The sequence below is a fragment of the Nitrospira sp. MA-1 genome (genome assembly GCA_032139905.1).
GTDB lineage: Bacteria > Nitrospirota > Nitrospiria > Nitrospirales > UBA8639 > Nitrospira_E.
This window is the reverse complement of the sequence record JAQJDB010000007.1, coordinates 229,593-252,772: the sequence shown is the minus strand read 5'-3', so window position 1 is coordinate 252,772 and position 23,180 is coordinate 229,593. Positions and strand designations below refer to the sequence as shown.

The 23,180-nt window shown below is 48.9% G+C and carries 17 protein-coding genes, 1 pseudogene and 1 riboswitch; of the genes and pseudogenes, 7 read left to right on the top strand and 11 right to left on the bottom strand.

Features of this window, described 5'->3' with window-relative positions:
- Positions 1-658 precede the first annotated feature (658 nt).
- On the bottom strand, positions 659-1,552 hold the full coding sequence (locus PJI16_13915) for a TadG family pilus assembly protein (protein ID MDT3778657.1): 894 nt from the start codon (positions 1,550-1,552) through the stop codon (positions 659-661).
- Positions 1,553-1,779: 227 nt separating this feature from the next.
- Positions 1,780-2,025 (bottom strand): annotated as a pseudogene (locus PJI16_13910) (pilus assembly protein).
- Positions 2,026-2,223: 198 nt separating this feature from the next.
- On the opposite strand from PJI16_13910, the gene PJI16_13905 reads away from it, so the two are divergent.
- A protein-coding gene (locus PJI16_13905; GenBank protein MDT3778656.1) for an IS3 family transposase occupies positions 2,224-3,362 on the top strand; the annotation gives its coding sequence in 2 pieces (ribosomal slippage) (positions 2,224-2,476 and positions 2,476-3,362; 1,140 coding nt in all).
- A gap of 293 nt (positions 3,363-3,655) precedes the next feature.
- Here PJI16_13905 and PJI16_13900 read toward each other — a convergent pair.
- On the bottom strand, positions 3,656-3,859 hold the full coding sequence (locus PJI16_13900; protein MDT3778655.1) for a Flp family type IVb pilin: 204 nt from the start codon (positions 3,857-3,859) through the stop codon (positions 3,656-3,658).
- A gap of 149 nt (positions 3,860-4,008) precedes the next feature.
- Positions 4,009-4,182 carry a Flp family type IVb pilin gene (locus PJI16_13895; GenBank protein ID MDT3778654.1) on the bottom strand — a complete coding sequence of 58 codons (174 nt, stop codon included), beginning with the start codon at positions 4,180-4,182 and terminating at the stop codon, positions 4,009-4,011.
- A 95-nt stretch (positions 4,183-4,277) separates the two neighbouring features.
- A riboswitch (cyclic di-GMP riboswitch) is annotated at positions 4,278-4,358 on the bottom strand.
- Between the two features lie 1,155 nt (positions 4,359-5,513).
- On the opposite strand from PJI16_13895, the gene PJI16_13890 reads away from it, so the two are divergent.
- The 3 genes from PJI16_13890 (at position 5,514) to PJI16_13880 (ending at position 8,861) form a co-directional block, all read left to right on the top strand.
- The gene (locus PJI16_13890) at positions 5,514-6,518 is read left to right on the top strand and encodes a phosphatase PAP2 family protein (GenBank protein MDT3778653.1); all 1,005 of its coding nucleotides are present in this window, start codon (positions 5,514-5,516) and stop codon (positions 6,516-6,518) included.
- Positions 6,519-6,933: 415 nt separating this feature from the next.
- Positions 6,934-7,788, top strand: coding sequence for a terpene cyclase/mutase family protein (locus PJI16_13885; GenBank protein ID MDT3778652.1), 855 nt, complete (start codon positions 6,934-6,936; stop codon positions 7,786-7,788).
- A 35-nt stretch (positions 7,789-7,823) separates the two neighbouring features.
- Entirely contained in the window at positions 7,824-8,861 is a 1,038-nt protein-coding gene (locus PJI16_13880; protein ID MDT3778651.1) for a DUF362 domain-containing protein, read from the top strand.
- Between the two features lie 323 nt (positions 8,862-9,184).
- Here the strand turns inward: PJI16_13880 and PJI16_13875 are convergent, their stop codons facing one another.
- The 6 genes from PJI16_13875 to PJI16_13850 all read right to left on the bottom strand — a co-directional run bounded on the left by PJI16_13875 (position 9,185) and on the right by PJI16_13850 (position 17,475).
- Positions 9,185-10,294 carry an acyltransferase gene (locus tag PJI16_13875; GenBank protein ID MDT3778650.1) on the bottom strand — a complete coding sequence of 370 codons (1,110 nt, stop codon included), beginning with the start codon at positions 10,292-10,294 and terminating at the stop codon, positions 9,185-9,187.
- Between the two features lie 345 nt (positions 10,295-10,639).
- Positions 10,640-12,070: a tol-pal system protein YbgF gene (ybgF, locus tag PJI16_13870; GenBank protein MDT3778649.1), complete on the bottom strand. Its 1,431-nt coding sequence runs from the start codon at positions 12,068-12,070 to the stop codon at positions 10,640-10,642.
- 54 nt (positions 12,071-12,124) lie between these two features.
- A complete protein-coding gene (locus PJI16_13865) occupies positions 12,125-12,871 on the bottom strand; it encodes an OmpA family protein (protein ID MDT3778648.1) in 747 nt (248 codons plus the stop codon).
- Positions 12,872-13,451: 580 nt separating this feature from the next.
- Positions 13,452-15,398 (bottom strand): diguanylate cyclase, encoded by a 1,947-nt coding sequence (locus PJI16_13860; protein ID MDT3778647.1) that lies wholly within the window; start codon positions 15,396-15,398, stop codon positions 13,452-13,454.
- A 219-nt stretch (positions 15,399-15,617) separates the two neighbouring features.
- Positions 15,618-16,343 (bottom strand): nucleotidyltransferase family protein, encoded by a 726-nt coding sequence (locus PJI16_13855; GenBank protein ID MDT3778646.1) that lies wholly within the window; start codon positions 16,341-16,343, stop codon positions 15,618-15,620.
- Positions 16,344-16,365: 22 nt separating this feature from the next.
- The gene (locus tag PJI16_13850; GenBank protein ID MDT3778645.1) at positions 16,366-17,475 is read right to left on the bottom strand and encodes a phosphotransferase; all 1,110 of its coding nucleotides are present in this window, start codon (positions 17,473-17,475) and stop codon (positions 16,366-16,368) included.
- Positions 17,476-18,204: 729 nt separating this feature from the next.
- Between PJI16_13850 and PJI16_13845 the strand changes: the two genes are divergently transcribed.
- From PJI16_13845 to zwf, 3 genes are read left to right on the top strand one after another with little or no spacing between them, the layout of a single operon-like run.
- Positions 18,205-20,076: a glycoside hydrolase family 15 protein gene (locus PJI16_13845; protein MDT3778644.1), complete on the top strand. Its 1,872-nt coding sequence runs from the start codon at positions 18,205-18,207 to the stop codon at positions 20,074-20,076.
- 42 nt (positions 20,077-20,118) lie between these two features.
- Complete coding sequence (gnd, locus tag PJI16_13840; protein ID MDT3778643.1) at positions 20,119-21,012, top strand: decarboxylating 6-phosphogluconate dehydrogenase; 894 nt, start codon at positions 20,119-20,121, stop codon at positions 21,010-21,012.
- Positions 21,013-21,033: 21 nt separating this feature from the next.
- Positions 21,034-22,584: a glucose-6-phosphate dehydrogenase gene (gene zwf / locus PJI16_13835; protein ID MDT3778642.1), complete on the top strand. Its 1,551-nt coding sequence runs from the start codon at positions 21,034-21,036 to the stop codon at positions 22,582-22,584.
- A 95-nt stretch (positions 22,585-22,679) separates the two neighbouring features.
- Here the strand turns inward: zwf and PJI16_13830 are convergent, their stop codons facing one another.
- A complete protein-coding gene (locus PJI16_13830; GenBank protein MDT3778641.1) occupies positions 22,680-22,838 on the bottom strand; it encodes a hypothetical protein in 159 nt (52 codons plus the stop codon).
- Positions 22,839-23,180: the final 342 nt, after the last annotated feature.

The window sequence follows — 23,180 nt, the reverse complement described above, 5'->3', positions numbered from 1 at the left end:
CCGCCGGTGATTAGCGAGAATCCATCAGAAGTGGGGTAAGATAGACTCTCGATTACAAATGTCGCGGCTGATGGGAGCAGATGAACTCCCGATTAACAAGGTCGGGAAATAACGAAAAAGATTTATGAGAATTAAGCGAGAGGTCAGGAAATGGATTTGAAAGAGTCATGCTCTGAGTTCTTTCTCCCCACTTTCATTTTTTACCGGGCAAGAAGGCGGCAAAAGGGATTTATCGGTTCTTCGAGTAGGGATGCTCACATAAGCGCGAATGATGGAAGGATAGGGACATTGCCGTTGAAATGGGCTCGGGACCAACAAAGAAACGAAAATGAGTTCTCCGTCAGATGATTTTTCAGGAAGGATACGCATGTGCATAAATGCGGAGACTCACGATTTGACTCTTGAAAAGCATTGAGAAGGGGACATTTAAAAAGTCCCAGAGGCTTAGCCTTGACTTCTCCGGTCCAGGGAACAACAGTCGCTGAGAACCCCTCTCAGGCTCCCGTCTGTCCACCCACCATCAGGACACTAATCTTGGATAAACCGATAAGGGCTGAAGCGCCACAGCCCCCCCACCAGCCTGGTTGGGATTTGGCGTTCCATCAAAAAAAACCCTCACATTTCACTTCCGCTTGAATATTCTTTTTCTTGACGTTTGTCACCACCGCTTTAGCATACCCCACAATGGTGATAGAACCACTGGGATTACCACAAGATCCTCCATCTGATATACGGGTAGATTGATATCCCACTCATACCGTCCAGTATCACTATTCCATTGTTTCTTCGCATCCCAGAGATCGATCAGATTGGGAAAGGCAGAAGCAACTTCTCCACCAGTAAACGTAAAGTGAGTCTGCCCTGGGATGATCCCTGGACTTTGATAGCTTCCATCTTTCAACCCATCAATAGTATTACGGAGCGTATTCGCATTAGCCGGGTTCTGATCAAAAACATGCCATCCCGCATAGGCATTCAGCCCAGTCGGAGAAAATTGTATACCCCCATCGCAGTTGGCAACTCCGTTGAACCAGTTAGTGAAAATTGCAAACGGCACATCGGCCACTCCCGGTGGGACAGGTCCTCCTGAAGTCCCTAATGCGGCAATCGAACTGGTCGAAATATTCATAGTACTCACACCTAACATACCGGCAAAAAATGTCGGCATCGCTCCATTTGCCGCACCATCACGTCGGACAGTCGCGCGAATGGCATTCGGCCGGTTCACCGTTGGATTGAACGTCTGCGCATTGAAATCCCATATGCCAAATTCAACATCTCCCTGCGAAAGAGACAGACGACTAACATCTGAAGCACTGTTGGCAAATGCCGCAGCCGTCGCCTGAGCAATTACTTGTGATTGTTCATTACCAGTGAGTGCCCGACCCATGTCCTGCTGCGGAGCGATGGGCAAGGAAAGGTATGTCACACCCAATTGCCTCGCAGCGGCCAGCGCGGAGGCATCCAAGGCATTGTGCAATTCATTTTGTGTGAGTAAAGCCTGTCCGACATCAATCGACACGCCGGCCATGATACTCATTGCGACCGCCATAAATGCCCCGTTGGTTCAAAAACGGTGAGACAAGGGACCATCGTTGTTTTTTCCACATATTTGTTTCTCCGTCACATTGAAGATTTGGACAAGACATTTTCCACCTTTTCTTATTCCATCATCGTGGTCACAGAGGCTTATAGGTTTGGAGTCGAAATCGCAGGGATGAGTTTATCGATGACAAAATAATTCCAAGGGATGGTAGACACCACATTTAATGGCGGTCCCTATGGGCTTCCGACCCCATTGACCACCACCGAGAGCCCTGATGGATCCACTCCTCCCGTAGCAAGAGAAGCCGTGATGGCTGCTTCAATTTCTGTCTGGCCGTTGCCCGAATAAAATATTGTCTCCCGGTGCGCTCCCACGCGGGTCGCATTCACCAGAACCTCCTTAAACCACAACATGCGCCCAAAATCGATCGCTCCAAATGCAAGTGACGCAAGAATCGGCAGAATGAGGGCAAACTCTACCGCCGTCGAGCCGCGCTAGGATCGTCTCAGCTTTTGTACTTGTTTGCTTCGGTGCCCACTCATGTCTCCTTGTTTCCATTTGGCTATCTAAATGGTTGGTCTTCCCCTGATTTTGCGGACACATCGAAAAAGTCTCTGGACTTCCTCCAAATCGGTAGACACTCCTCTACTTTAAAATAAAGCATGGGAGGATACGGTATGACGAAGGGGCGTTTTGCGGATGAGTTCAAAGAAGAGGCGGTCAAGCAAGTTATCGAGCGGGGGTACGCGGTAGGTGATGTGGCGAAGCGATTGGGGATTTCAGTACAAAGTCTGTACAAGTGGGTGAAAGTCTATAGCCCCAACGCCACCGATCGATATGAGGCGGAGCTCAAAGAGGTTCGGCGCGAGAACCTGAAGCTGAAGGCGGAACTCAGCCGTGCACAGGAAGAGCGTGACCTCCTAAAAAAAACGGCCGCGTACTTTGCGAAAAACCCGGCGTGAGGTACGCCTTCATCTTGCAGCATCAGGACCGGTATGCGGTGCAGCCGATGTGTCGCCTGTTAGATATATCGCGCAGTGGGTATGACGCGTGGGTGGAGCGCCCTCCGTCCCAGCAAGCGCAAGGCGATGACCGCCTGTTGGGTCTGATCCGCGAGTCGCATGAGGCGAGTGGCCGTACCTATGGTGCGCCCCGCATTCTCTGCGATCTGCGTGAAGTGGGTGAGCGGGTGGGCAAGAACCGGATTGCCAAGATCATGAAGCGTCACAAGATACGCGCCCAGCGCGGCTACAAGCAGCCAGGTATCCGCTACACCAAGCCTGCGGTTACGGCACCGACTCGATTGCAGCAACAGTTTGCGATAGACCGGCCGGATTGTGCGTGGGCGACCGACATCACCTCTATTCGAACCTACGAAGGGTGGCTGTATCTGGCGGTGGTGATGGATCTCTACTCACGCCGGATCATCGGCTGGTCGATGAAGTCCACCTTGGCTAAGGAGATCGTGCTGGACGCCTTCCTGATGGCCGTGTGGCGACGCAAGCCCGAGCATGACGTGATTATCCACTCGGATCAGGGATCGCAGTTCAGCAGCGATGAATGGAATCGGTTCTGCCAGACGCATGGCTTGCGACCAAGCATGAGTCGCAGAGGAAACTGTTATGATAACGCGGCGGTCGAGTCCTTCTTTGGGACCCTGAAGAAGGAGAAAATACGTCGCCACATCTTTAAAACCCGTGAAGCCGCGCGAGCAGAAATATTTGATTATATTGAGGTGTTTTATCATCGGGCGAGACGTCATCAGCACCTGGGAAATATCAGCCCAACAGCGTATGAGCAGCAGATGGCAAACTAGGGTGAGTGTCTACGGAAACGAAGCAAGTCCAAAACTCTTCTTTAACCTGTCCGTGAAACCGGGGGAAGACCAGGTTTGGAGGGTAGCGATCAGGCCATACCTTCAAATTCCACTAACACAACCGTTAGAGATGGATCGGATACGTCACAAGTCCGGAATAAGGTACGAACCATGGTATAGAACAATGCGAAGACGCTAAGACATCTAAATGCGTCGGTTGAAAGACTTGAGCGAAATTTTTTAAGGTGGTTACCCCTTCAACACCACTGAGAACAGACTTTATCAGTATCCCGCTAACTACCCAACGCACCCGCGATGACACCCATGACTTGCGTATACATGTTCCCAACGGCGGTTCCCAAAGCAGCTTGAGCACTTAACGCCGTGGCCCCGATGAGCGAAGCCAAAAGTGCGTATTCAATCGCCGTGGCACCTTCTTCATCAACAAGGAGGTTCTTTACCCAGTGATGCCAATGATTCAGGAGAATTGTCTGCATGATGCTGGCCTCCCTATCCTTTACTGACCTTCTCGCCACTTCTCAAGACTTCGCCACCTTTCAGCATGGGCTTCCCGCGGAAGTACCGCCCCTATGAGATGCCACAGGGAACGGCACTTCTAAGCACCCCTGCGGGAAGGAGTTCTCCCTTAGCTTGGAGCCGCAACACTCGTGGAAATCGTAGTAAAGGTACCACTGAGGGCAGTCCCTACAGCAGTCACGGCCGTGACAATCACTGCGGCAATTAATGCGGCCAACAAGCCATACTCAATAGCGGTGGCTCCCTCATCATCATTCACGAAACGCATTACTTGGTTAACCATAGCGCATCTCCTTAACGGGCGAAGGTAAATACTTTCGTTACGCCAGACTGCCCGGAAAATTCTGACGCAGACGCTGCCCCTTGGCTCTCCGTGCCTTCGGCAACCCGGCTATCAGGGACCAACCCTGACCCGTGGCTTTGCGCCCACGTCTTACGACGTGTTCGCCCTTATCGGGAAGGGGCACCCGACCGAATCCATGTTTCATAGTCATGAACAAATGCTCGTAAATCCATGAAAATTTTCTATTCCGTATTTTGTGTCTCTTCGTTTTCATGCTTCATTATCGACCACTTCAGGAAAAACTTGCTCATGTTTTTCATTGAATATGTTTCATATTGTGAGGCGGTACGATGTGTTGCCCCCCTTTGTTAACGAAGGAGATCAAAATTGTTCGGAACGTCCGTCGAAGACGTGATATGAAGGTAATTCGGATGTCGGGTCAGACCGTCCCCGACCGTACCTCTGCAGACTTGACGTGGGATGATAGCAGGCGTGAGCTATATGGTCGGAGTGCAATGCACACAGCCAACCGACTGACGAACTACCACTACCCTCATTCTTCCCGTGTCAGGGCCGACATTTTCAATCAGGCATCAATCTTTTAGGTTCCTTGGAGGGATTTCTGCTAACTACCGACAAGGAAAAAGGAGAAGAAATCCGTGGAGGGCAGATGGAATATGATAATGACGAGGGAATGTCGCTGATGATGGCTAAGAATACACTGTATATTTCTCTGTGCGAAGCCTGTTTTGGCGGTGAACTCCAGTAAGTCAGTCAACAACATTGACGCAGGATTATAATAGGAGCTGGGTTAGTAAATTTGAACTTTTATGCTCACCCCCTAATTTACTAATTTTTCTTTAGAAAAAACTCGGACACACGATCTCAAGATATTATGGGAAAATTCCGAAAAGAACTTGGTCTGAACCATTTTTCAAGACGCCTCGCAAGGTGGTCCATTCTGAACCAATCTAACCATTTCCGATGCCTTTTCTTAACCGAACTATAACCACTCAATTAGACCGTTTGGTTGATCAGTTGAATTTGTTTTCGTATATCCGCCTTCCCGCCATCTCCACAGCTTTAAGCTCAAATACCGGTGCCACACCTACAGGGAGGAATACAATTGATATAAGCACCAATTTTTGCCGTCACGCTCTTCACCAGGTGAATTACAATTCCACGATAACACTCCGGTTGATGATGGGGATTTTCAAGTCGATCGGGACACGTTCGTCAAATCATGCAAAGCAGTATAGACACTATTTAACGGTGCGGTCCGTACCTGCCCACAACTATAGTGACTCCATTCGAATGCAAGGATGTACATAATGAGAGTGGGGACTTTCCCACTTACAAAACCTTTCCTATGGCCAGTCGAGCGTTTTTTACGCAATACCATACTTGTGTTGGCTATCTTCGATCTTGGCATGGTTATTGTGCGCAACATTGGTTTCGATTGGTTTTCCTATAGCCTCTTTTTCGCCTTGGGAATTTTCATGATTACAGTGGGACTGTTCTACCGTTCAAGCGGGCGTAGTGAGCGAATCGCTATGACGCTTATGGCCACCGGGTTGCTTCTTCTGTTTACAATTATGCTATCGGTTTTCGGTTATCTGTTACTCCCGCTTTGGCGAGAACCCATTGATCCCTTTCTGGTTCAGATCGATTCTTGGATTGGGTATTCATGGCCCGACATTGTTCAATTTGCTGGTCAACATCCATTATTAAATGAATTGACGCGCTATGCCTATTTATCTTCAATACCGCAAATGGCTTTACTGTTTATTATTTTAGGATTTGGAGGAAAACAAAAAGAACTCCATGTTTTTATCCTTTCAATAACCGCTTCAGGTCTGGTGACGCTTGCCTTTTGGGCACTGTTCCCGGCCTTTGGCCCAAGCGTGCTCTATGACATTTCCGGCACAATTGAGCAGACGGCAAGACCACTTGTTGGCTCATCCTATGGTGTCGAATTATTGCGCCTAGGGGCTGAAGGCCCTAAATTTATTTCTCCAAGGGACATGGAAGGCCTGGTGGCTTTTCCCTCGTATCACACGATCATGGCCGTTTTGGCTATGTATTCCGCACGCACCTCCCGCTGGTTGCTTCCTATAATAGTTCTCATCAATCTTTTGGTCCTCCCAGGAGTGCTTATCCATGGTGGACATCACCTGATCGATGTATTCGGGGGACTATTGACTGCCTGGTGCATTATTTATTTGGCACGGCATGTGGTTACCGGGAAGGAAATCCAGGCTGATGGAGTATTTTCTCCCCACGAAGATGAGACAACGTTCGTTAAAAGTCCATCAAGTATTTCAGGGATATACTAATAGGTCTAATCCGATTGTTCCAACAGCGACGAATTGCCAGGCTTGGATTGACAAGAAGTTCGAAATTATTTTGTGCCGATCTGGTGCTATAGAATCCAAGACACCACACACCATCACGCTCTGAAGGCATGGGATTTTCCCATATCATGCCGCCGTCCCGATTTCCCCACTACCCCTGTCCTCGTCCTCCCCGACATTTTCAAGCGGGTATCCATCTTTGTGGCTTTTCTGATGGATCTCCGCTAACTACCGAGCGGGGATGACGAAGGGGGGACAGGGCTAAATCGTGATCGGAATTCTTTAAAGTTCTGCCTGTTTAAACCGAACAACATGAGAGATCGTTTTTCATTTAACATTCTTTTGTTTTTTATTATCCTCAATGAGTCAAGGACCCTTTTTTCATTCTCTTGAACTCTTGCGATCTATTCAACTTCCAAACGGGGGATTTCCCTACCACTCCGGGGAAGAGGCCAGGCCCGATGCGAGCGCTTGGGCTATTATGGCATTGTCTTCCTATGCATTCGATCGTGAAAGCTGTAACCGGGGTAGGGCGTATTTAGCTTCCCAACAGATGAACGACGGACGCGTGAGCATCTCTCCCTCACACCCGGAAGCATCTTGGCCAACACCTCTCGCTATCTTCGCTTGGGAAGGCTTTCCCCGGTATCACGAAGCGCAATCACGAGCTGTCGACTATCTGATAGGATTTACGGGACACCATTTCTCAAATCCGGATCCTACAATTATTGGTCACGACACTACCATCCCAGGCTGGCCATGGGTTGCTGACACCCATAGCTGGGTGGTACCCACTGCTCTCGCCCTCATGGCGTTACAGAAGGTGGGTTTGGGCACCCACTCTCGTGCCATAGCTGGACAAAAAATGCTTATCAACCGTCAATTGCCCACGGGTGGCTGGAATTACGGAAGTACCACAGTATTCAACCGTGCGTTACCTCCCCTTCCGGAGTGCACGGCCATTGCCTTACAGGCATTGGCTGGCAGCACCGCTCTTCACGAAATAGCAGAAAGCCTCCAGTATGCGTCACACGAGCTTTATCACCTCCAAACTCCCATTTCACTCGGCTGGACACTTCTGGGCCTCGGTGCATGGGGATTAAAACCCACAAACACAGAGGAATTGGTATCCGCCTGCTTGCATCGTCAAAAGCGGTACGGGCCCTATGCCATTCCCTCCCTGGCATTGCTCTTGTGCGGTGCGAAAGCGCAACAAGGACTATACTCATTGTTCACTGCGTCAAAAACTTAACCACCCGCTTCGGGTACCTACCACCAAGGAAGAAAATGGCGCATTCCACGACCACCACTCTCACGCAAACCGATCAACCCACGCTTACAAGAAGACAATTGCTGCAGGCTTGTTTGCTGGGAGGGGGATTAGCTGTTTCGGGATTATCCCTCCTTCATTGGCTTATAGGCCCTCGCTTGACCGCGCAGACCTTTATCGGTCATGCACAATCATACGAAGCTGATCTTGCGATACTCATTCGCCAAGGATTCCAAGAATTGGGGATCACCCCTTTAGAGATCAAAGGAAAACGTATTCTGTTAAAACCCAATTTAGTCGAGCCCCATCAATCGTTAGCGCCTATTAATACCCATCCCCTGGTCGTTCGAGGGGCCGTCGAGGCGTTCCTTTCCATGGGTGCGGCGTCTGTCGTCGTGGCCGAAGGGCCTGGGCATCGCCACGATACTCTTTTAGTTTTGGAGGAATCCGGCTTGGCAGATGTCCTGTATGAAGATCGCATCCCCTTTCAAGACCTGAATACGATGGAAGGGGTAATCAGGCCTAACCTCGGAGGTCAGACCACAATGGCCACCATGACGTTTCCTCGAGTAATCCAGGAAGTTGATTGGGTGGTCTCGCTGGCCAAAATGAAAACACACCATTGGGCTGGAGCCACCCTGTCCATGAAAAATTTTTTTGGTGTGATGCCAGGAAATTATTACGGATGGCCAAAGAATGTGTTACATCAGGCTGGGATTCCGCAATCTATATTGGATATCAATGCGACTCTCAAGCCGCATTTCGCTATTGTCGACGGCATAACCGGAATGGAAGGGGATGGTCCGATAATGGGTAATCCTGTTCAATCCGGAGTTCTGGTCATGGGAAGGAATCTCCCTGCCGTCGATGCCACTTGTTGCCGAATAATGGGCATTAATCCAAATAAAATCGAATACCTTCGTAAAGCCGACCAATGGTTAGGTCCCATTCACGAATCGTTGATTGAACAACGCGGAGAATCCTGGGAACAAGTGTATCATCCTTTCGCCCTGGTCCCGGAAATTCCCGCCCACCAAGGCATTCGTCTCACCTAACGAACACACCAACTTTAGGGAGTTCATCAGGACTTCCCTATCCTGACTTCGAATTCCTCAATTGTAAAAATGTCAGATACACACTCACCTTGGCTCCAAGTGAGCCTCTAGTCATTATCACCCTGCTCTATTGTTTTGTCGAACGGACATATCAAGGAGAAATAAACCTTGTAGCAGGCTAAGAAAACAATGATGCCCCATTCACAAGACTGCCGCTCAACATTGCCTCACAACCTGCTCTTGTCCATTGAAAGAAATATCGCACAACACCTTTTTCAAAAGCTTGTGAATTGACATTCTGCTACTCCACACATAGAGGCAGCTTATCCATTGACACCCTGAGTCAGGAATTGGTGGGGCTGTGTTCTTCGATCACCTATTTTCCGCTTGAGATAATCCCTGGTAGGTTTTTCAATCCAGAAATAGCACAAGGAAGCAACAGCAATCACAAAACCAAGAATTCCACATAAATGCATCCACAACAGAGGTTGATTGAGTTCGGAATTCACTCCTGAATAGTAGTCATTGAATTCGGATCGAACAATTTCTAATACCGGGTAGTGAACCATGTAAATCCCAAATGAGATGGTTCCTAAAAATACAACTACCTTATTCTCGAATATTTGAGCAATTCCCATTCGTGCATTTGCCAAAGTCACAATAATAAATGGAATAAGGGGATACAGAAACACAATTGGAAGTCCCAATACCAGGAACACCATGAATACCAATAAAAAGACCAGACACCAACGAGATGTCCGCAACGGATCGTTGAGTATGTCAAAATGCTTCTGAACGCAAAACATCATGCACCCTAATATAAATCCATTCAACACCCGAGCCACAGCCACCCAACCATAATGCCACTCCCATTGCCATTGGAAGAAAATAATGCACATAGGGTACACGGTAACCAGGAAGAAAATGATCAGGAGTTGAAAGTCTCTTCGTCGAATCGGAATCAGAAGTTTTATGATGATTGGATAAAAGAGATAGGCTAACCATTCGGCACTCACGGACCAGGCAGGAGTATTCAACGAAGGATTTACCCAAATATTTGTGAGTGTGCCATTGCGAAAAACATCCCCATACGAAATGGCCTTTTGATCCCAAAATCCAAGGAAAGCGGCTACAATGAGTACAACGACGACAACCAGATGCATTGGATAAATTCTCGCCAATCGAAGCGAAAGAAAACTCCCGACTCCATGCAAAGTCAATCGACCTTCAAATTCATGGCGATGCACATACGTCAGAATGAATCCGCTAAGGACAAAAAAGACATCAACCGCATAGAATCCTTGGAGAATAATATTTTTCCCTAACCCCCATTGAATTTTTTCATAGAATCCCGGCAAGTACCCATCTGATGCCCCAAAACACACGTGCAGAAGCACAACCCATATCGCGGCCACCCCCCGGAGGCCTGTCAAGGTTTGAACATTTTCCCTGTTCGGAGATAGCATAATTTTGTGATCAGAGTTGATATAACCCGTAAGCGAAGCTTCGGTTTCTGAAGGGAACTTCTTGAATAGGGTGCTAGGAAAATCTCGCGGGAAGCAGACTTCGAACCTACTTCGATTCTTTACGGATTATGAGGAGAGGATTCATTTAAGAATTATTATAATGCCAGGCACTTTTCTCTGGAATCATGACAGGGACGAGCTGCAAGTTCCTCGTTCCCAGAACAGACTAAAATATTCACCACAGGTGAAAAAATTCCGGTATGGTCTATGTGAGACAAGATGAGAAAAAACGACGCAGGGGTAATTGGAAATTCAGGAAGGGTTATCGAGGAAGGCATTCACTTCTTGGAGACGACCGTAAGCTTTGCCAGCTTCTGGGCTTTGGGGGTGGGTCCGTACAAGTTGTTGAAAAACCGACCGGGCCATTGGAAGCTCCCGTAATTCGATATGCGAAAAGGCGATTTTAAGGAGGGATGCCGGGACTTTATTGCTGGAAGGGTAAAATGCAAAGACTCGTTCAAATTCATCAATCGCTTCTTGAAACCGTCTTTCCCCGTAATAACACTCCCCCAACCAATATTGAGCATTTGAGGCTAACGGAGAGTCTGCAAAAGTTCGCAAAAATGTCGAAAATCCTTTGGAAGCTTCGCTAAATTTACCCTGACGAAGAAATGACATCGCCCGGTCATAAATCACCTGGGCGTTTTGCATATCGACATTATTGGAAGAACCCGTTCCTGAAGGCCCTCCCAGAGCCGGCAATGTCCTCGATGGTTGAGATGAAGGGGAATATGCGGCAACCGACCCGGTCACAAGAGGATGAGAACGTTCCTTTGTGGCAATTAAGCCATCCATCGCATCTGACCGCGACGATGGTGGAGTGCGTTGAGGAAATAAATCTCTGGTAACAGTTGACCGCGCTGATAGATCTCGGCTTTCAGGCATTTGAGCATTGGAGGAAAGGGAACTATTGTGTTGACCAGCCACACTGGAGAGTTTCTGTTCATGTTCATCCAAACGCCCCCCGAATGTGACACTGACTTTTTCTAACGTCCCTACCACCGACTGTATACTTCGCCGAACCTCTTCAAAATTCGCCTGGACCTGCTGCGCCTGAGCATCATGTTGTTGCGCCTTCAGTTCGATCTGTCTTCGTAATTCCCCTACCTGCTGTTCCTGTTGGGCAACTTGTTGACGAAGAGAAGCGAGCACCTGTTGGTAATCCACTAACGAAGTCCGGAATTCGCCTAACTTACCTCCTTGCTCCGTCAGAAGTTGCTCTTCCCCTGCCAAACGATCTCGAAGTTGATGCACCAGAGGCTCAGATTGTTGAAGTTGGGTTCGGACGTCCTTCATATCCGACTCATACCACGCCATTTTTTTGGTTAATTCGCTAACCTGATTCTGATTGCTTTCAACCCCCCCCCGAACCTGAGAGAGATCCGTTTCCTTTAAGGTGGCAACCTGATCCATCACTTCGGCACGAGCATGCAGTAACTCTTGAATCTCAACCCGCTGTTTGGCGATAAGGGTATTCGCTTTTTCCAATGCCGTATTCGCCTCACTCACGGCTTGCTGAAGTGATGTTTTACTCTTATCCAGCTGGCCGATTTTGGCGTCCAATTCCCGTTTGATTCGAACCACATCCGCTTGCTGAGCCATACACCCAGCCAAGATCACGTTCAAGGCCACAATGACAAGTCGAACACTCCAACGATACGAAAACGAATGACGGCTTAGCATAGTCTTCCTTATCCTCTCAGAAACCATAAACGGTCCATGCCCCGCAAAGGACCTCTACCAATCCCGGCGGTCGGCGACGTAGGGCATTGGGGTCGAGGCTACACTGATATCTAGGACGATATGAGCGCGCCGATTCTTCTGGTAACACGGTTCGGTGGAATCCCAACAGGCCGGGCTCTCCTTACCGAATGACATCACATGCAGTCGTTCAGCAGGGACTCCCAAACTTGAGAGATAGGTTTTGGTGCGAATCGCACGCTTTTCACCTAAGACGTGGTTATACGAAGCCGTCCCCCGATCATCGCAATGTCCTTCAATGGTAATCTCGGCATGCGGATGCGCTTTCAGCCAATCCGCGTTGGCGACTAATGTCACCTTGGCTTGTTCATTAAGTTGGAAGCTATCAAATTCAAAATGCACATCCCGCAAACCGCTTTGTGCGGTCAATTGTTCCGCACGAGTCCGATTCTCCCAATAATCATTGGGAGAGTCAGAAGGCGTGAGACCAGACCCAAATGTATTATCCTCCCGAATCAAGGAATCTTTCGCAAGCAAATCGGAGAAAGTCCCTGTCCCTTCCGGGAAATACCCCTCCCCAGCAGATGACCCATTGTTTAGTGCTTGATCTGAAGGTCCCGTTGTAAAATCTCCCTGTGCGGCCACTGCAGTTGGGGCGCTAGTTTTTTTGCCATATTTATGAACTCCCTGTGAAGACCGATGTCCACACCCTGTGGCCAGCAACATCATCAGAATCACTATTCCCCAAACATAGATTCTGCGGGTCGATGAATGAACAGTCATATTTCGAACTCCTTGTTCAACAGCACAACGAACAAACCACGAAATGCCTCTTGAAATTCTTCAACTACAATAAGAATTAGCAAAAACAAGGCCAAGGGACTATGCCGATACGATAGGCACTCCTCGTCGAGCCGTTTCGATCACAAAGTCCCCCTCGCTTTCAAACAGTTATAAGAAAAGCGCCCACACCAATTACCTCAAATTCCATAGATGTAGTGCAGAGTTAGGGGATTCACCCCAGAGTTCCGCCAAGAACCGTCCCCAATGCCCTTCTGACAATATGAACAGGATTCAGGGAGGTATTAATGGAGGAGTTGGGAAAGAACCTCCACAACAAGAAGAGGTGAGTGATATAACTGAAGCAGCATTTAATCAACAATCGTGGCTTTTTCTCAACGCGTTTTAAGGACACAAAAACATGGGAGATTCTTAGGCGGGAAAAGTATGCGCGGGATCAATGAATTTTTGAAGAAGCCGGCCGAGCACAGTCAGTTAGTGAGAAGGATGAAGGGAATCCCCATTTTGGGAGAATGGACGGCCTCGGGATGAATACAGGAGGAGAGAATTAGGGTGGCAAGGACTATTCATCGTTCCATTCAGACGTGGCAAACCTCCAGCATTGCCCACCACATTCTTTAGCCCGATACATCGCCTGATCAGCAATTTCTACCAATCGATGGGGATCCGTGGAATCCTTGGGATAAACCGAAATTCCAATACTGATTTGAATAGGAATTTTTTCTTTTCCTAATCGAATGGGTGGAATAAGGCATTCTAGAATTTTCAAGGCTACCTGACGAATATCCTGAACATGTTCAAGCCCTTGAAGAATCACGGTAAATTCATCCCCGCACAAACGCGCAACAGTATCGGTGGATCGCACACAAGTTGTCAGACGTTCCGCCACGATGCGTAAGACGCGATCTCCAATCTGATGACCATGATAATCATTGATGGTTTTGAAATTATCGAGATCCAAAAAGAATAATGCCAGTAAAGTTCCATTCCGCCTGGCTTGCGCCAACGCCTGCTCCAGGCGGTCTTCAAACATAATTCGATTCGGGAGATCGGTTAACGGATCGTGATAGGCCTGATGCTTCATCATCAATTCTTGTGTCTTCCGGGCAGTCACATCATGCCAGATCACCACAAAATGCGTGAGGTCTTCCTGTTCATTAAGCAAAGGAGTCACCACTTGCTCAAAAACCAGAGATTGACCATTGGTACCCGTTTGCAAAACCTCGGTCTTCACGAAATTGAATTCTTGGGTGGAGGGATCTGACAGAGACCTCCTGACTTGCAGTTCCGCATGAGGAAACGAGCTCAACGGAAAACCCAACAGTGATTGAGTCGAGGAGCCATGCAAAGCGGCATAGGCTTCATTCACCCACTCCAAACGTCCCTGGGTGTCTGTCACACATATGGGATCAAAGACTGAGCCCAAAGCCACACTTTGCAATCGCCATTGATCCAGCTGCTTTCCATGCGCCATCAACCGTTCGATTTCATATCCTAATGCTTGCAACCATCCAAGTACCGTCGGATCAACCGGCTGTGGGCCTTGAGAACCCACCACCAGCATACCGGAACAATTCTCTTGAAAAGACAGGGGAATACTCCAGGTTTGGTGTAACTGCAATCCCGGCGGAAACCAGACCATGCCACCTTTGGGGGAAAGACAAGAAGAAAGAAGTGACATTTCAGATGCCTCACAAGCTTGAAAGAACTCAGCTTGCTGCGAAACCTCACTCCACCACAGAGCTCCCTGAGATTCCCAATCAAAAGCCTCTGCTATCGCATGCGCGCGTAACTGGGGCACACTACCCTTTCGCACAGTGGCCACCCACACAAAGGGAAATCCAAGGGCTTGCACAAGGCCATCACAAATCCTCGTCAGACACACATCCATACTCTGACCGGCATACAATTGCGATTCGAGACTCTGCATCAATTGGAAAAAAGGCTGGGAGGAAGAGTGCTCCGCTTCCAGGGTCAATCCCCAGTGCCACGCAGTCACCTTCTGCGACTGATCAAGCATAGGGGTTACCACACATGGGATCGTTCGCGATGGTTTCCCCGCTGGGAGAATCGTCAGCATGCTATTCAAGAGTTTAGGAGGAACGTCAAGCGCACAAAGATGGTTTCGAAGAATTTCCCATTCCTCATGAGCAACATAATCGGCAATGGAAACCTGCCCTATTTCACCCAGATCCATTCCCAGGACATCACCCACCACTTCATTGGCCATGAGGACCACACCATCACACGAAGTCACGAAATGGATCTGAGGTGGTTCCGGTAGAAGAGTGGGAGCCCTCAGCGAAACGGTCTGACTGCAACCCGAAAGCAATTCGGCTGTAGGATATGGGTCGGAATTTGTCGAAAGTATTTCGGTAAGTCGACCCGTCAATCGGTGAAGGGCTTGGGTAAGTTCCTGTTCTTGAGTATCGGAAAGATCACTCGATTTCGCTTGAAAATCCCGCAAGGACTTTTCTAGTAGATGATGGAGTTGATTGAAAATGGCCACGATTACCTTCACCCTGCCGCAAGGAATGGGAAAAACACAGGGAGTATTTAGATAATAAACCCGATATCGATATCTTTTGGCAAGCTTCTCTGGACGTCAACCCGTCAAAAGGGGGTGCGATTTTTGGCGCCAATTCCTAAGCAACCTATTCGCAGCATATCCCAGACAACTCAATCCATGGAGGAAAATGCTGGGCAGCCTATCATCAGAAGGACCACCTTAGGTCTTAAGAGCTATCACTCCGGCCTCCACATCGGCTTGCGCCTGAGCATAACGGGCCATCGTTCCAATATCGGACCAGTAGCCGTCATGAAGAAATCCAAATAATTTTGTCCCCTCCGCAAGCTCATTCGTATAAGAATCGATGATGGAAAACGATCTATCCGCAGGAGCATCGTGGAGAATAGATGGATGGAGAATATGAACCCCGGCAAACATTCGTTCAGACAGGGGGCCAGTTAATTCGGCATTGCTCATTCCCCGGCCATTTATTCTGATAATGCGATTTTGTGCGTCCGATTCAACTGCCCCCCATTGGGCCGCTTGCGGATCATCTCGAAGGACCAAGGTGGCCAGACCACCATGAGCCTGATGGAACTCTACCAATGTCTTCACATCCAAATCGATCAACGTATCACCATTGATAACAAGAAACGGGTGTTGCCCAAAGAACCACTCGGCCGCTTTTAATCCCCCACCCGTTCCCAACAGGGTTGGTTCACGAGAATACCTCACCTGCATATCCCAACCTGATCCATCACCAATCACCTCTTCGATCAAATGCCCCAAATAATGGAGATTGATAATGACATCACGAATTCCAGATGCTCGCAACATCAACAGATTCCAAATAATGAGCGGGGTCATTCCAACCGGCAATAAGGGTTTGGGAATCGTGTTGGTCAACGGCCGAAGGCGAGTACCCAGACCCGCGGCCAAAATCATGGCCTTCATAATAAGCAAGAAGTTAGCGCCATTCAGGAATATACGGAGAGAGATGGGTGAGCAGTCGGTGGAGTTGGGGATATTTATCTAAATTAGCACGAACATTCTTTAATGTCTGAGGAATTGAGGCCAAAAAGCTTGAATTCCCTTTCACACGATCAATGTATACGAACCGCCCGGCAGCCTTCAGATTGCGTTGAATACTCGTAAAATCAAATAGCCGACGAAACGCCACAGGATCATGTAATAGCATAGCCGATTGTTGCGACAATGATAAATTCTTCCGCATTCCTTCTATGTAACGAGCAATAAGACGATCGATTAGCTCCTCATCGAGAGAGATGTAGGAATCCCTCAGCAGGGAGGCAAGATCATATGTGACAGGGCCCATCAAGGCATCTTGAAAATCAATGACGCCCAAACGTTCCCCATCCACCATCAAGTTACGGGAATGGTAATCACGATGGGTAAATACCTTCGGTTGCGCGGTCAACCATTCAGCAATCTCCCTGAATTCTTCTCGAACGGGCACATAATCGTCGACACACATGGGCCGATCTCTCGTCACAACGCCATATTCCAAAAAATGGTCAAACTCCCAGAGATACAGGGCCACATCAAAAGATCGTGTAAAGGCCACACAGGGAACAGTAGAAGCACGTGAGGCCTGGAGATGAAGGTGAACGAGTTGATCAATGGCCTGGCAGTATAGATCCTCCCCCGTGCCGGGAGAAGACTTCTGCCAGGCTTGGGCCAGCGTCACGTCACCAAAATCCTCAAGATAGAGCAGGCCAGAGGATTCATCGTAAAAATATAACACGGGAACCTGAACGCCATTCTTTTGCAGATGTTTCAGAATATTCGTGAACGGCAATTCGGTGATTTCTCCCCCGGCACCACTTACAGCCTCCTCAGAGACTTTAAAGCCTTCCGGGTCGGCTAACTGCATCAGAATCAGAGAAGTAACTGGAGCCATGGACAAGTACAAACGGTAATAACGACGGTTCGAAGCATCGCCTGCCAACCGTATGCATTGCTCAAGTTCGGCAGTGAACGGAAGATGGTTTCGGAGGGTAAAGGACACACGCGAGAGATCAAGACCCGTCGAAGACGGAGAAGTTTGTGGCGTCATTTCATTTGATTATATGGCCATACCAACTTTTTGTCATTAATTAGGAAAGAAGACAAACTCATTTTGCAATGGAATTCCTCTGCCCAGGCTCGAACGCATTGGAGACTCGGAGAATTTGGAGAAGCATAGGCAAGACCAAAGGATGCCCTGCTTACTAACTGACGACATCTTTCTACCCTTGCATTTAAGATTGAGAAAATTTTGACGAAAAGTAGTAATAAGAGAGGGAAACGCCTCACAAACCACCATAATCACCCACAAATGTAAAGGTGCACTATGGAAATCACCAATTCATCCCCGCCACCTCTTCCTCCAATTCAGTCCTCCTCAGCAGTGGAGGATGGAGATGTGGGTCAGAAAGGAAATTTTTTTAGCCGCAACAGAAAAACCCCTCAACAAAACTTTGGGAAACACTCCGAAGAACCACCACTCCAGATAGATCTCTCAACACGACTCATTGATATCATGGTGTAACACTGGTTACTGCTTGATTTTTCATGTTTACCCCTCCCCTAAACCTTAACGCCATTTCGGATTTTGATCACGGGAAGAAATACCCTGCAGATGCGCTGCGCATAATTTTAAATTTCGTCCTTGGGTTAAACTAAGTCTAGATATTGAGCCTCAATAATTATTTTATCGCTATATGTAGTGCTTATTGTTCTATTTTGGGTATATTAGCTTTTGTCTTTCTTGATTCAGCCATATTTCTTCTGATGAGAACCATCCGTGAGCTATAAAAACATCGGCGATTACGGGATTATCGGGGACCTGCATACTATCGCTCTTGTCGGTATCGATGGATCCATTGATTGGTGTTGCCTACCACGATTTGACTCCCCCAGCATATTTGGAGCCATTCTTGATCATAAAATTGGAGGATATTTCAAGATTGCCCCCGTCACCAATGGCAATACCCGACAAATGTACCTGCCGGAAACCAATATTCTGCTGACCCGGTTTCTGCAACATGATGGGGTCGGCGAACTCACTGACTTCATGCCCATCGAATCGGACGAAGCCGGATACCGGCCTCGCCGCCACCAAATTATCCGAATGCTCTCAGTTGTCCGTGGAACCGTCACCTTTCGACTTGAATGCACGCCCGCATTTAATTTTGGCAGGAATCCTCATGACATCGAGACCCGACCAAAAGGCATCATCTTTCAATCCGGAGATCAATCCGTGGGATTGGTCAGTCCCATTCCCCTTCATACGCGAGAAAACTTCGCATATCAGGAATTCACACTCCATCAGGGCGAAAGCCTGACCTTTTTTTTGGAATACTTGGAAGTTAAAAACGGCGACCAACTCTTATCCACCCCCGAATCCGGCGACGAAGCTTTTCGCAATACGTCCGCCTTCTGGCAGCGCTGGCTGGCACAATGCCAATACGATGGGCGATGGCGGGAGGTCGTCCACCGATCCGCCTTAGCCCTCAAACTCCTGACCTATGCTCCCACCGGGGCCATTGTGGCCGCTCCCACAACCAGTCTCCCCGAAAATATCGGCGGTCCCCGCAATTGGGACTATCGTTATACCTGGATTCGGGATGCGGCTTTTTCTATTTACGGACTATTACGCCTGGGCTTTACGGTGGAAGCCAGCCGTTTTATGGATTGGCTCAATGCCCGTTGCTGCGAACTGAATCCAGACGGATCCATTCAATTAATGTACGGCATCGACGGTCGCCGCGATCTGACGGAAGAAGAACTGCCCCACCTGGATGGCCACCGCAGTTCCCGCCCCGTACGCATCGGCAATGGGGCAGCGTCTCAACTGCAAATGGATATGTACGGTGCACTGATGGACGCCGTCTACCTCTACAATAAACATGGCGCGTCCATTTCCTATGATCTCTGGGTGAATCTCTGTCGTCTCCTGGATTTTGTCTGCAATAATTGGGAGCAACCTGATGAAGGCATTTGGGAAGTCAGAGGAGGACGGCGTCATTTTGTCTATTCCAAAGTGATGTGTTGGGTGGCCTTAGACCGTGGCATTCGTCTGGCCGACAAACGAGGATTTCCAGGGAACCGGGCTCGATGGATGGAGGAACGCGACCGGATCTACCGGGAAATTATGGAACGGGGTTGGAATGCCGACGTTGGAGCCTTCGTCCAATCCTACGACAGCGAAGCGTTGGATGCCGCCAACCTGATCATGCCTCTCGTGTTCTTCGTGTCTCCCACCGATCCTCGCATGCTCTCAACCATTGACCGCACACTCGAGCAACTGGCATTAGGAAGCCTCGTGTACCGTTATGAAAACGGGAAGGCCGCATCGGATGGCCTGGACAGCGAAGAAGGCACTTTTAGCATGTGTACCTTTTGGCTTGTGGAAGCCCTGACGAAAGCTGGGCGATTGACGGAAGCGCGACTGATCTTTGAAAAAATGTTAAGCTATGCAAATCATCTTCGATTATATGCCGAGGAAGTCTCACACTCGGGTGAACAGTTAGGAAATTTCCCCCAGGCCTTTACGCATTTTGCTCTCATTACGGCCGCCTGCAATCTTGATCTGGCTCTCAATACGAAACGGGCTGCCCACACGGTCGTGAGGCGTCATCGACCGTCATCATCGCCCTCACGTCAGTCCCATTGAGAAATGAAGCGCCCACCAACCGTGATCATAGGAGAATCGCATATGGACATCGGTTTTATTGGACTCGGCAAAATGGGGATGAACATGGTCACTCGATTGAGCCAGGGAGGACATCGGGTCGTGGCCTATGACCGCTCGGCGGCCCTAATCACCGAGGCCGAAACAAAAGGGGCAACTGCGGCTTCGTCATTGGAAGATTTGATCACCAAATTACCCAAACCGCGAGTCGTCTGGGTCATGGTACCCTCAGGGCCACCCACTGAAGAGACCGTACAATATCTTGGAAAGATCCTGGAGGTGAACGATATCATCATCGATGGAGGCAATACAAAATTTCATGATGACGTTCGCCGGGCTGCCGATCTTCACCCCCATGGCATCCATTATATTGATGCCGGAACCAGCGGTGGTATTTGGGGATTGCAAGTCGGCTATTGTTTGATGGTAGGTGGAAAACCGGAACCCGTCAAACGATTGGCCCCCATCCTCACAACTTTGGCTCCGGAAAATGGATGGGCCCATGTGGGGGACCATGGCGCTGGACATTACGTCAAGATGGTTCACAATGGCATTGAATATAGTATGATGCAGGGATATGCGGAAGGCTTCGAACTTATGTCCAAGAGTGACTATAACTTGAATCTCGCCACAATCGCCGATCTATGGATGCATGGCAGTGTAGTCAGGTCCTGGCTACTTGAACTAGCAGCCGGAGCACTTAAACAGGATCCTAAGCTGGAACAATTACAAGGCTACGTTCAGGATTCCGGCGAGGGACGATGGATGGTTATGGATGCCATTGAAAAGGACGTACCGGTTCCCACTCTGACGACCGCGTTATTCACGCGATTCCGCTCCCGGCAGAACACCTCCTTCGCGGAAAAAATGTTAGCAGCACTGCGAAAGGCTTTTGGGGGACATAGCGTCCGACTATAACCCGTTTCTTGCGAGGTCAACATGTCACCGAGTGATTCTTCTCCTAAAATCGACACACCCGTCACGGCTAACCGAACTGCATCGACTCAATCATGCACGATAGTCATCTTTGGTGCCTCAGGCGATCTGACCCAACGCAAACTTCTGCCTGCCCTCTACAACCTTCTCCTGGACGGCTTGCTACCGGACAATTTTGCCGTACTGGGGTTAGGACGGAAACCTCTGTCGGATGATGATTTTCGCAGTATCGCCCGTAAAGGCATTGAAAAGTTTTCCCGGCAAACGCTTGAACCCGACAAGTGGAAATCTTTCCAAAGTCGCTTGTTTTATTGTGCAGGGGATATTGTCGCCTCCGACTACTATGGAACAATCCGGAAACGCCTAAAGGAGATTGAATCACCGTTCAAACTACCAGGCAATCGCATCTTTTATTTAGCCATCCCGCCAACTTCTTTTGCACCCGCATGTGAGGGGCTCCAGAACACCGGGTTAGTGGCTGCGCCTGATCAAGCGGACACGTACTCCCGAGTCATTGTGGAAAAACCAATTGGACACGATTTGTCTTCCGCTCAAGCCATTAATACGGCTATTGGAAATGTCTTCGATGAATCACAAATTTTTCGCATCGATCATTATCTGGGGAAGGAAACTGTCCAGAATATTATGGTTATGCGGTTCGCCAACTCCATTTTTGAACCGCTATGGAACCATAAATATATCGACCACGTGCAATTGACCGTCAGCGAAGCCGTTACCCTTGGCACGCGAGCCACCTATTACGAGGGGGCAGGAGCCCTTCGAGACATGGTGCAAAATCACATTTTGCAACTGCTCTGTCTGATTGCAATGGAGCCCCCCTACTCGCTGGACCCCGATGTGGTTCGGAACGCTCGAATGGATGTGTTACGCGGACTACGCCCAATTCGTGGAGAAGACGTCGAAAAGATGACCGTTCGCGCTCAGTATGCCCACGGCAACATCAAGGGCCAGGAGGTACCAGGCTATCGACGAGAGGAAGGAGTTCAACCTGACTCCACCACGGAAACATTCGTTGCCTTAAAAGTCTTTGTGGAAAACTGGCGCTGGGCCGGAGTGCCATTCTATATTCGCACCGGAAAAGCCATGCCGACACGAGCCAGTGAAATCGCCGTCCAATTCAAGGACATTCCCCAGATTCTATTTAATGCCAATCCACAAATTCCCCAGGCTCCCAATTTGCTCACGCTTCGCATTCAACCCGAAGAGGGCATGGCTCTTCGCATTATTTCAAAAGTGCCTGGCTCCAAAGCCAGAACTCATCCCGTGGAGATGAACTTTCACTACGGCGATGCCTTTAAGGCACCGTCCCCGGAAGCCTACGAGCGATTGTTGTTGGATGTCATGGCCGGGGATACATCTTTATTCATGAGGCGGGATGCCGTTGAGGCCTCGTGGAAATGGGTCACAGATATCCTTGAAGGTTGGAGTGCATACGAAACGAAGTGGTTGCCAGAGTATCCAGCCGGGAGCTGGGGACCAGTCGAAGCCGACAGACTCATTCATGCAGGCGGCCACCATTGGCGAAAAATTTAGTCCAGCCCGTCGCTCAAGTAACCCCATTGAGAATACTTTAGAGGGTTACCCTCGCTTCACTGCTCGCCAAAACTGCTCAACATCCTCATCCTTAATTATGCCTGGTGAGCATGCAGACCGATGTTGGTTTCCATCAATCGCTCCAGACGAACCAACCCCTTTTCAACATCGGCCCCTAGCTGGAGACGATTGACCCAACGTTGACGACTGCTTAGGCCTTGCATATCACTCAATACTTGCCCGGCTTTCAACACCTCAAACGAATATGGTTCATCGGCATGGGAAATTCCTCCCGGTCATCACATATCACCTGAATTGACCCACCAGAATCGGAACCGAGGTTATGCAATTGTCCGGTTGAATGCAAAAAACCGTGGGCCATACCCATGTGGTCGCGTCCTGTTTGATCTCATGAATGTTGGTGCGCATGAGATGAAAAATTGCACGAACGCCATCGGTATCCTCCACGTAGCATTGATGGCGAAATAATCACCTGTTTTAATACGAGCAAGATGCCCCCTCAGCACGGTTTCCAATGAAGCATTACCTTTACAGGACTGAAGCATTTTTTTATCGGTCAAGACTGTGCCATTGCC

Coding starts and splice junctions, on each gene's coding strand:
- PJI16_13865 (MDT3778648.1), bottom strand. CDS start 12,871: ATGACTGTTCATTCATCGACCCGCAGAATCTATGTTTGGGGAATAGTG.
- zwf (MDT3778642.1), top strand. CDS start 21,034: ATGTCACCGAGTGATTCTTCTCCTAAAATCGACACACCCGTCACGGCT.
- PJI16_13880 (MDT3778651.1), top strand. CDS start 7,824: ATGGCGCATTCCACGACCACCACTCTCACGCAAACCGATCAACCCACG.
- PJI16_13900 (MDT3778655.1), bottom strand. CDS start 3,859: ATGCAGACAATTCTCCTGAATCATTGGCATCACTGGGTAAAGAACCTC.
- PJI16_13855 (MDT3778646.1), bottom strand. CDS start 16,343: ATGATTTTGGCCGCGGGTCTGGGTACTCGCCTTCGGCCGTTGACCAAC.
- PJI16_13890 (MDT3778653.1), top strand. CDS start 5,514: ATGAGAGTGGGGACTTTCCCACTTACAAAACCTTTCCTATGGCCAGTC.
- gnd (MDT3778643.1), top strand. CDS start 20,119: ATGGACATCGGTTTTATTGGACTCGGCAAAATGGGGATGAACATGGTC.
- PJI16_13850 (MDT3778645.1), bottom strand. CDS start 17,475: ATGACGCCACAAACTTCTCCGTCTTCGACGGGTCTTGATCTCTCGCGT.
- ybgF (MDT3778649.1), bottom strand. CDS start 12,070: ATGCTAAGCCGTCATTCGTTTTCGTATCGTTGGAGTGTTCGACTTGTC.
- PJI16_13915 (MDT3778657.1), bottom strand. CDS start 1,552: ATGGCGGTCGCAATGAGTATCATGGCCGGCGTGTCGATTGATGTCGGA.
- PJI16_13895 (MDT3778654.1), bottom strand. CDS start 4,182: ATGGTTAACCAAGTAATGCGTTTCGTGAATGATGATGAGGGAGCCACC.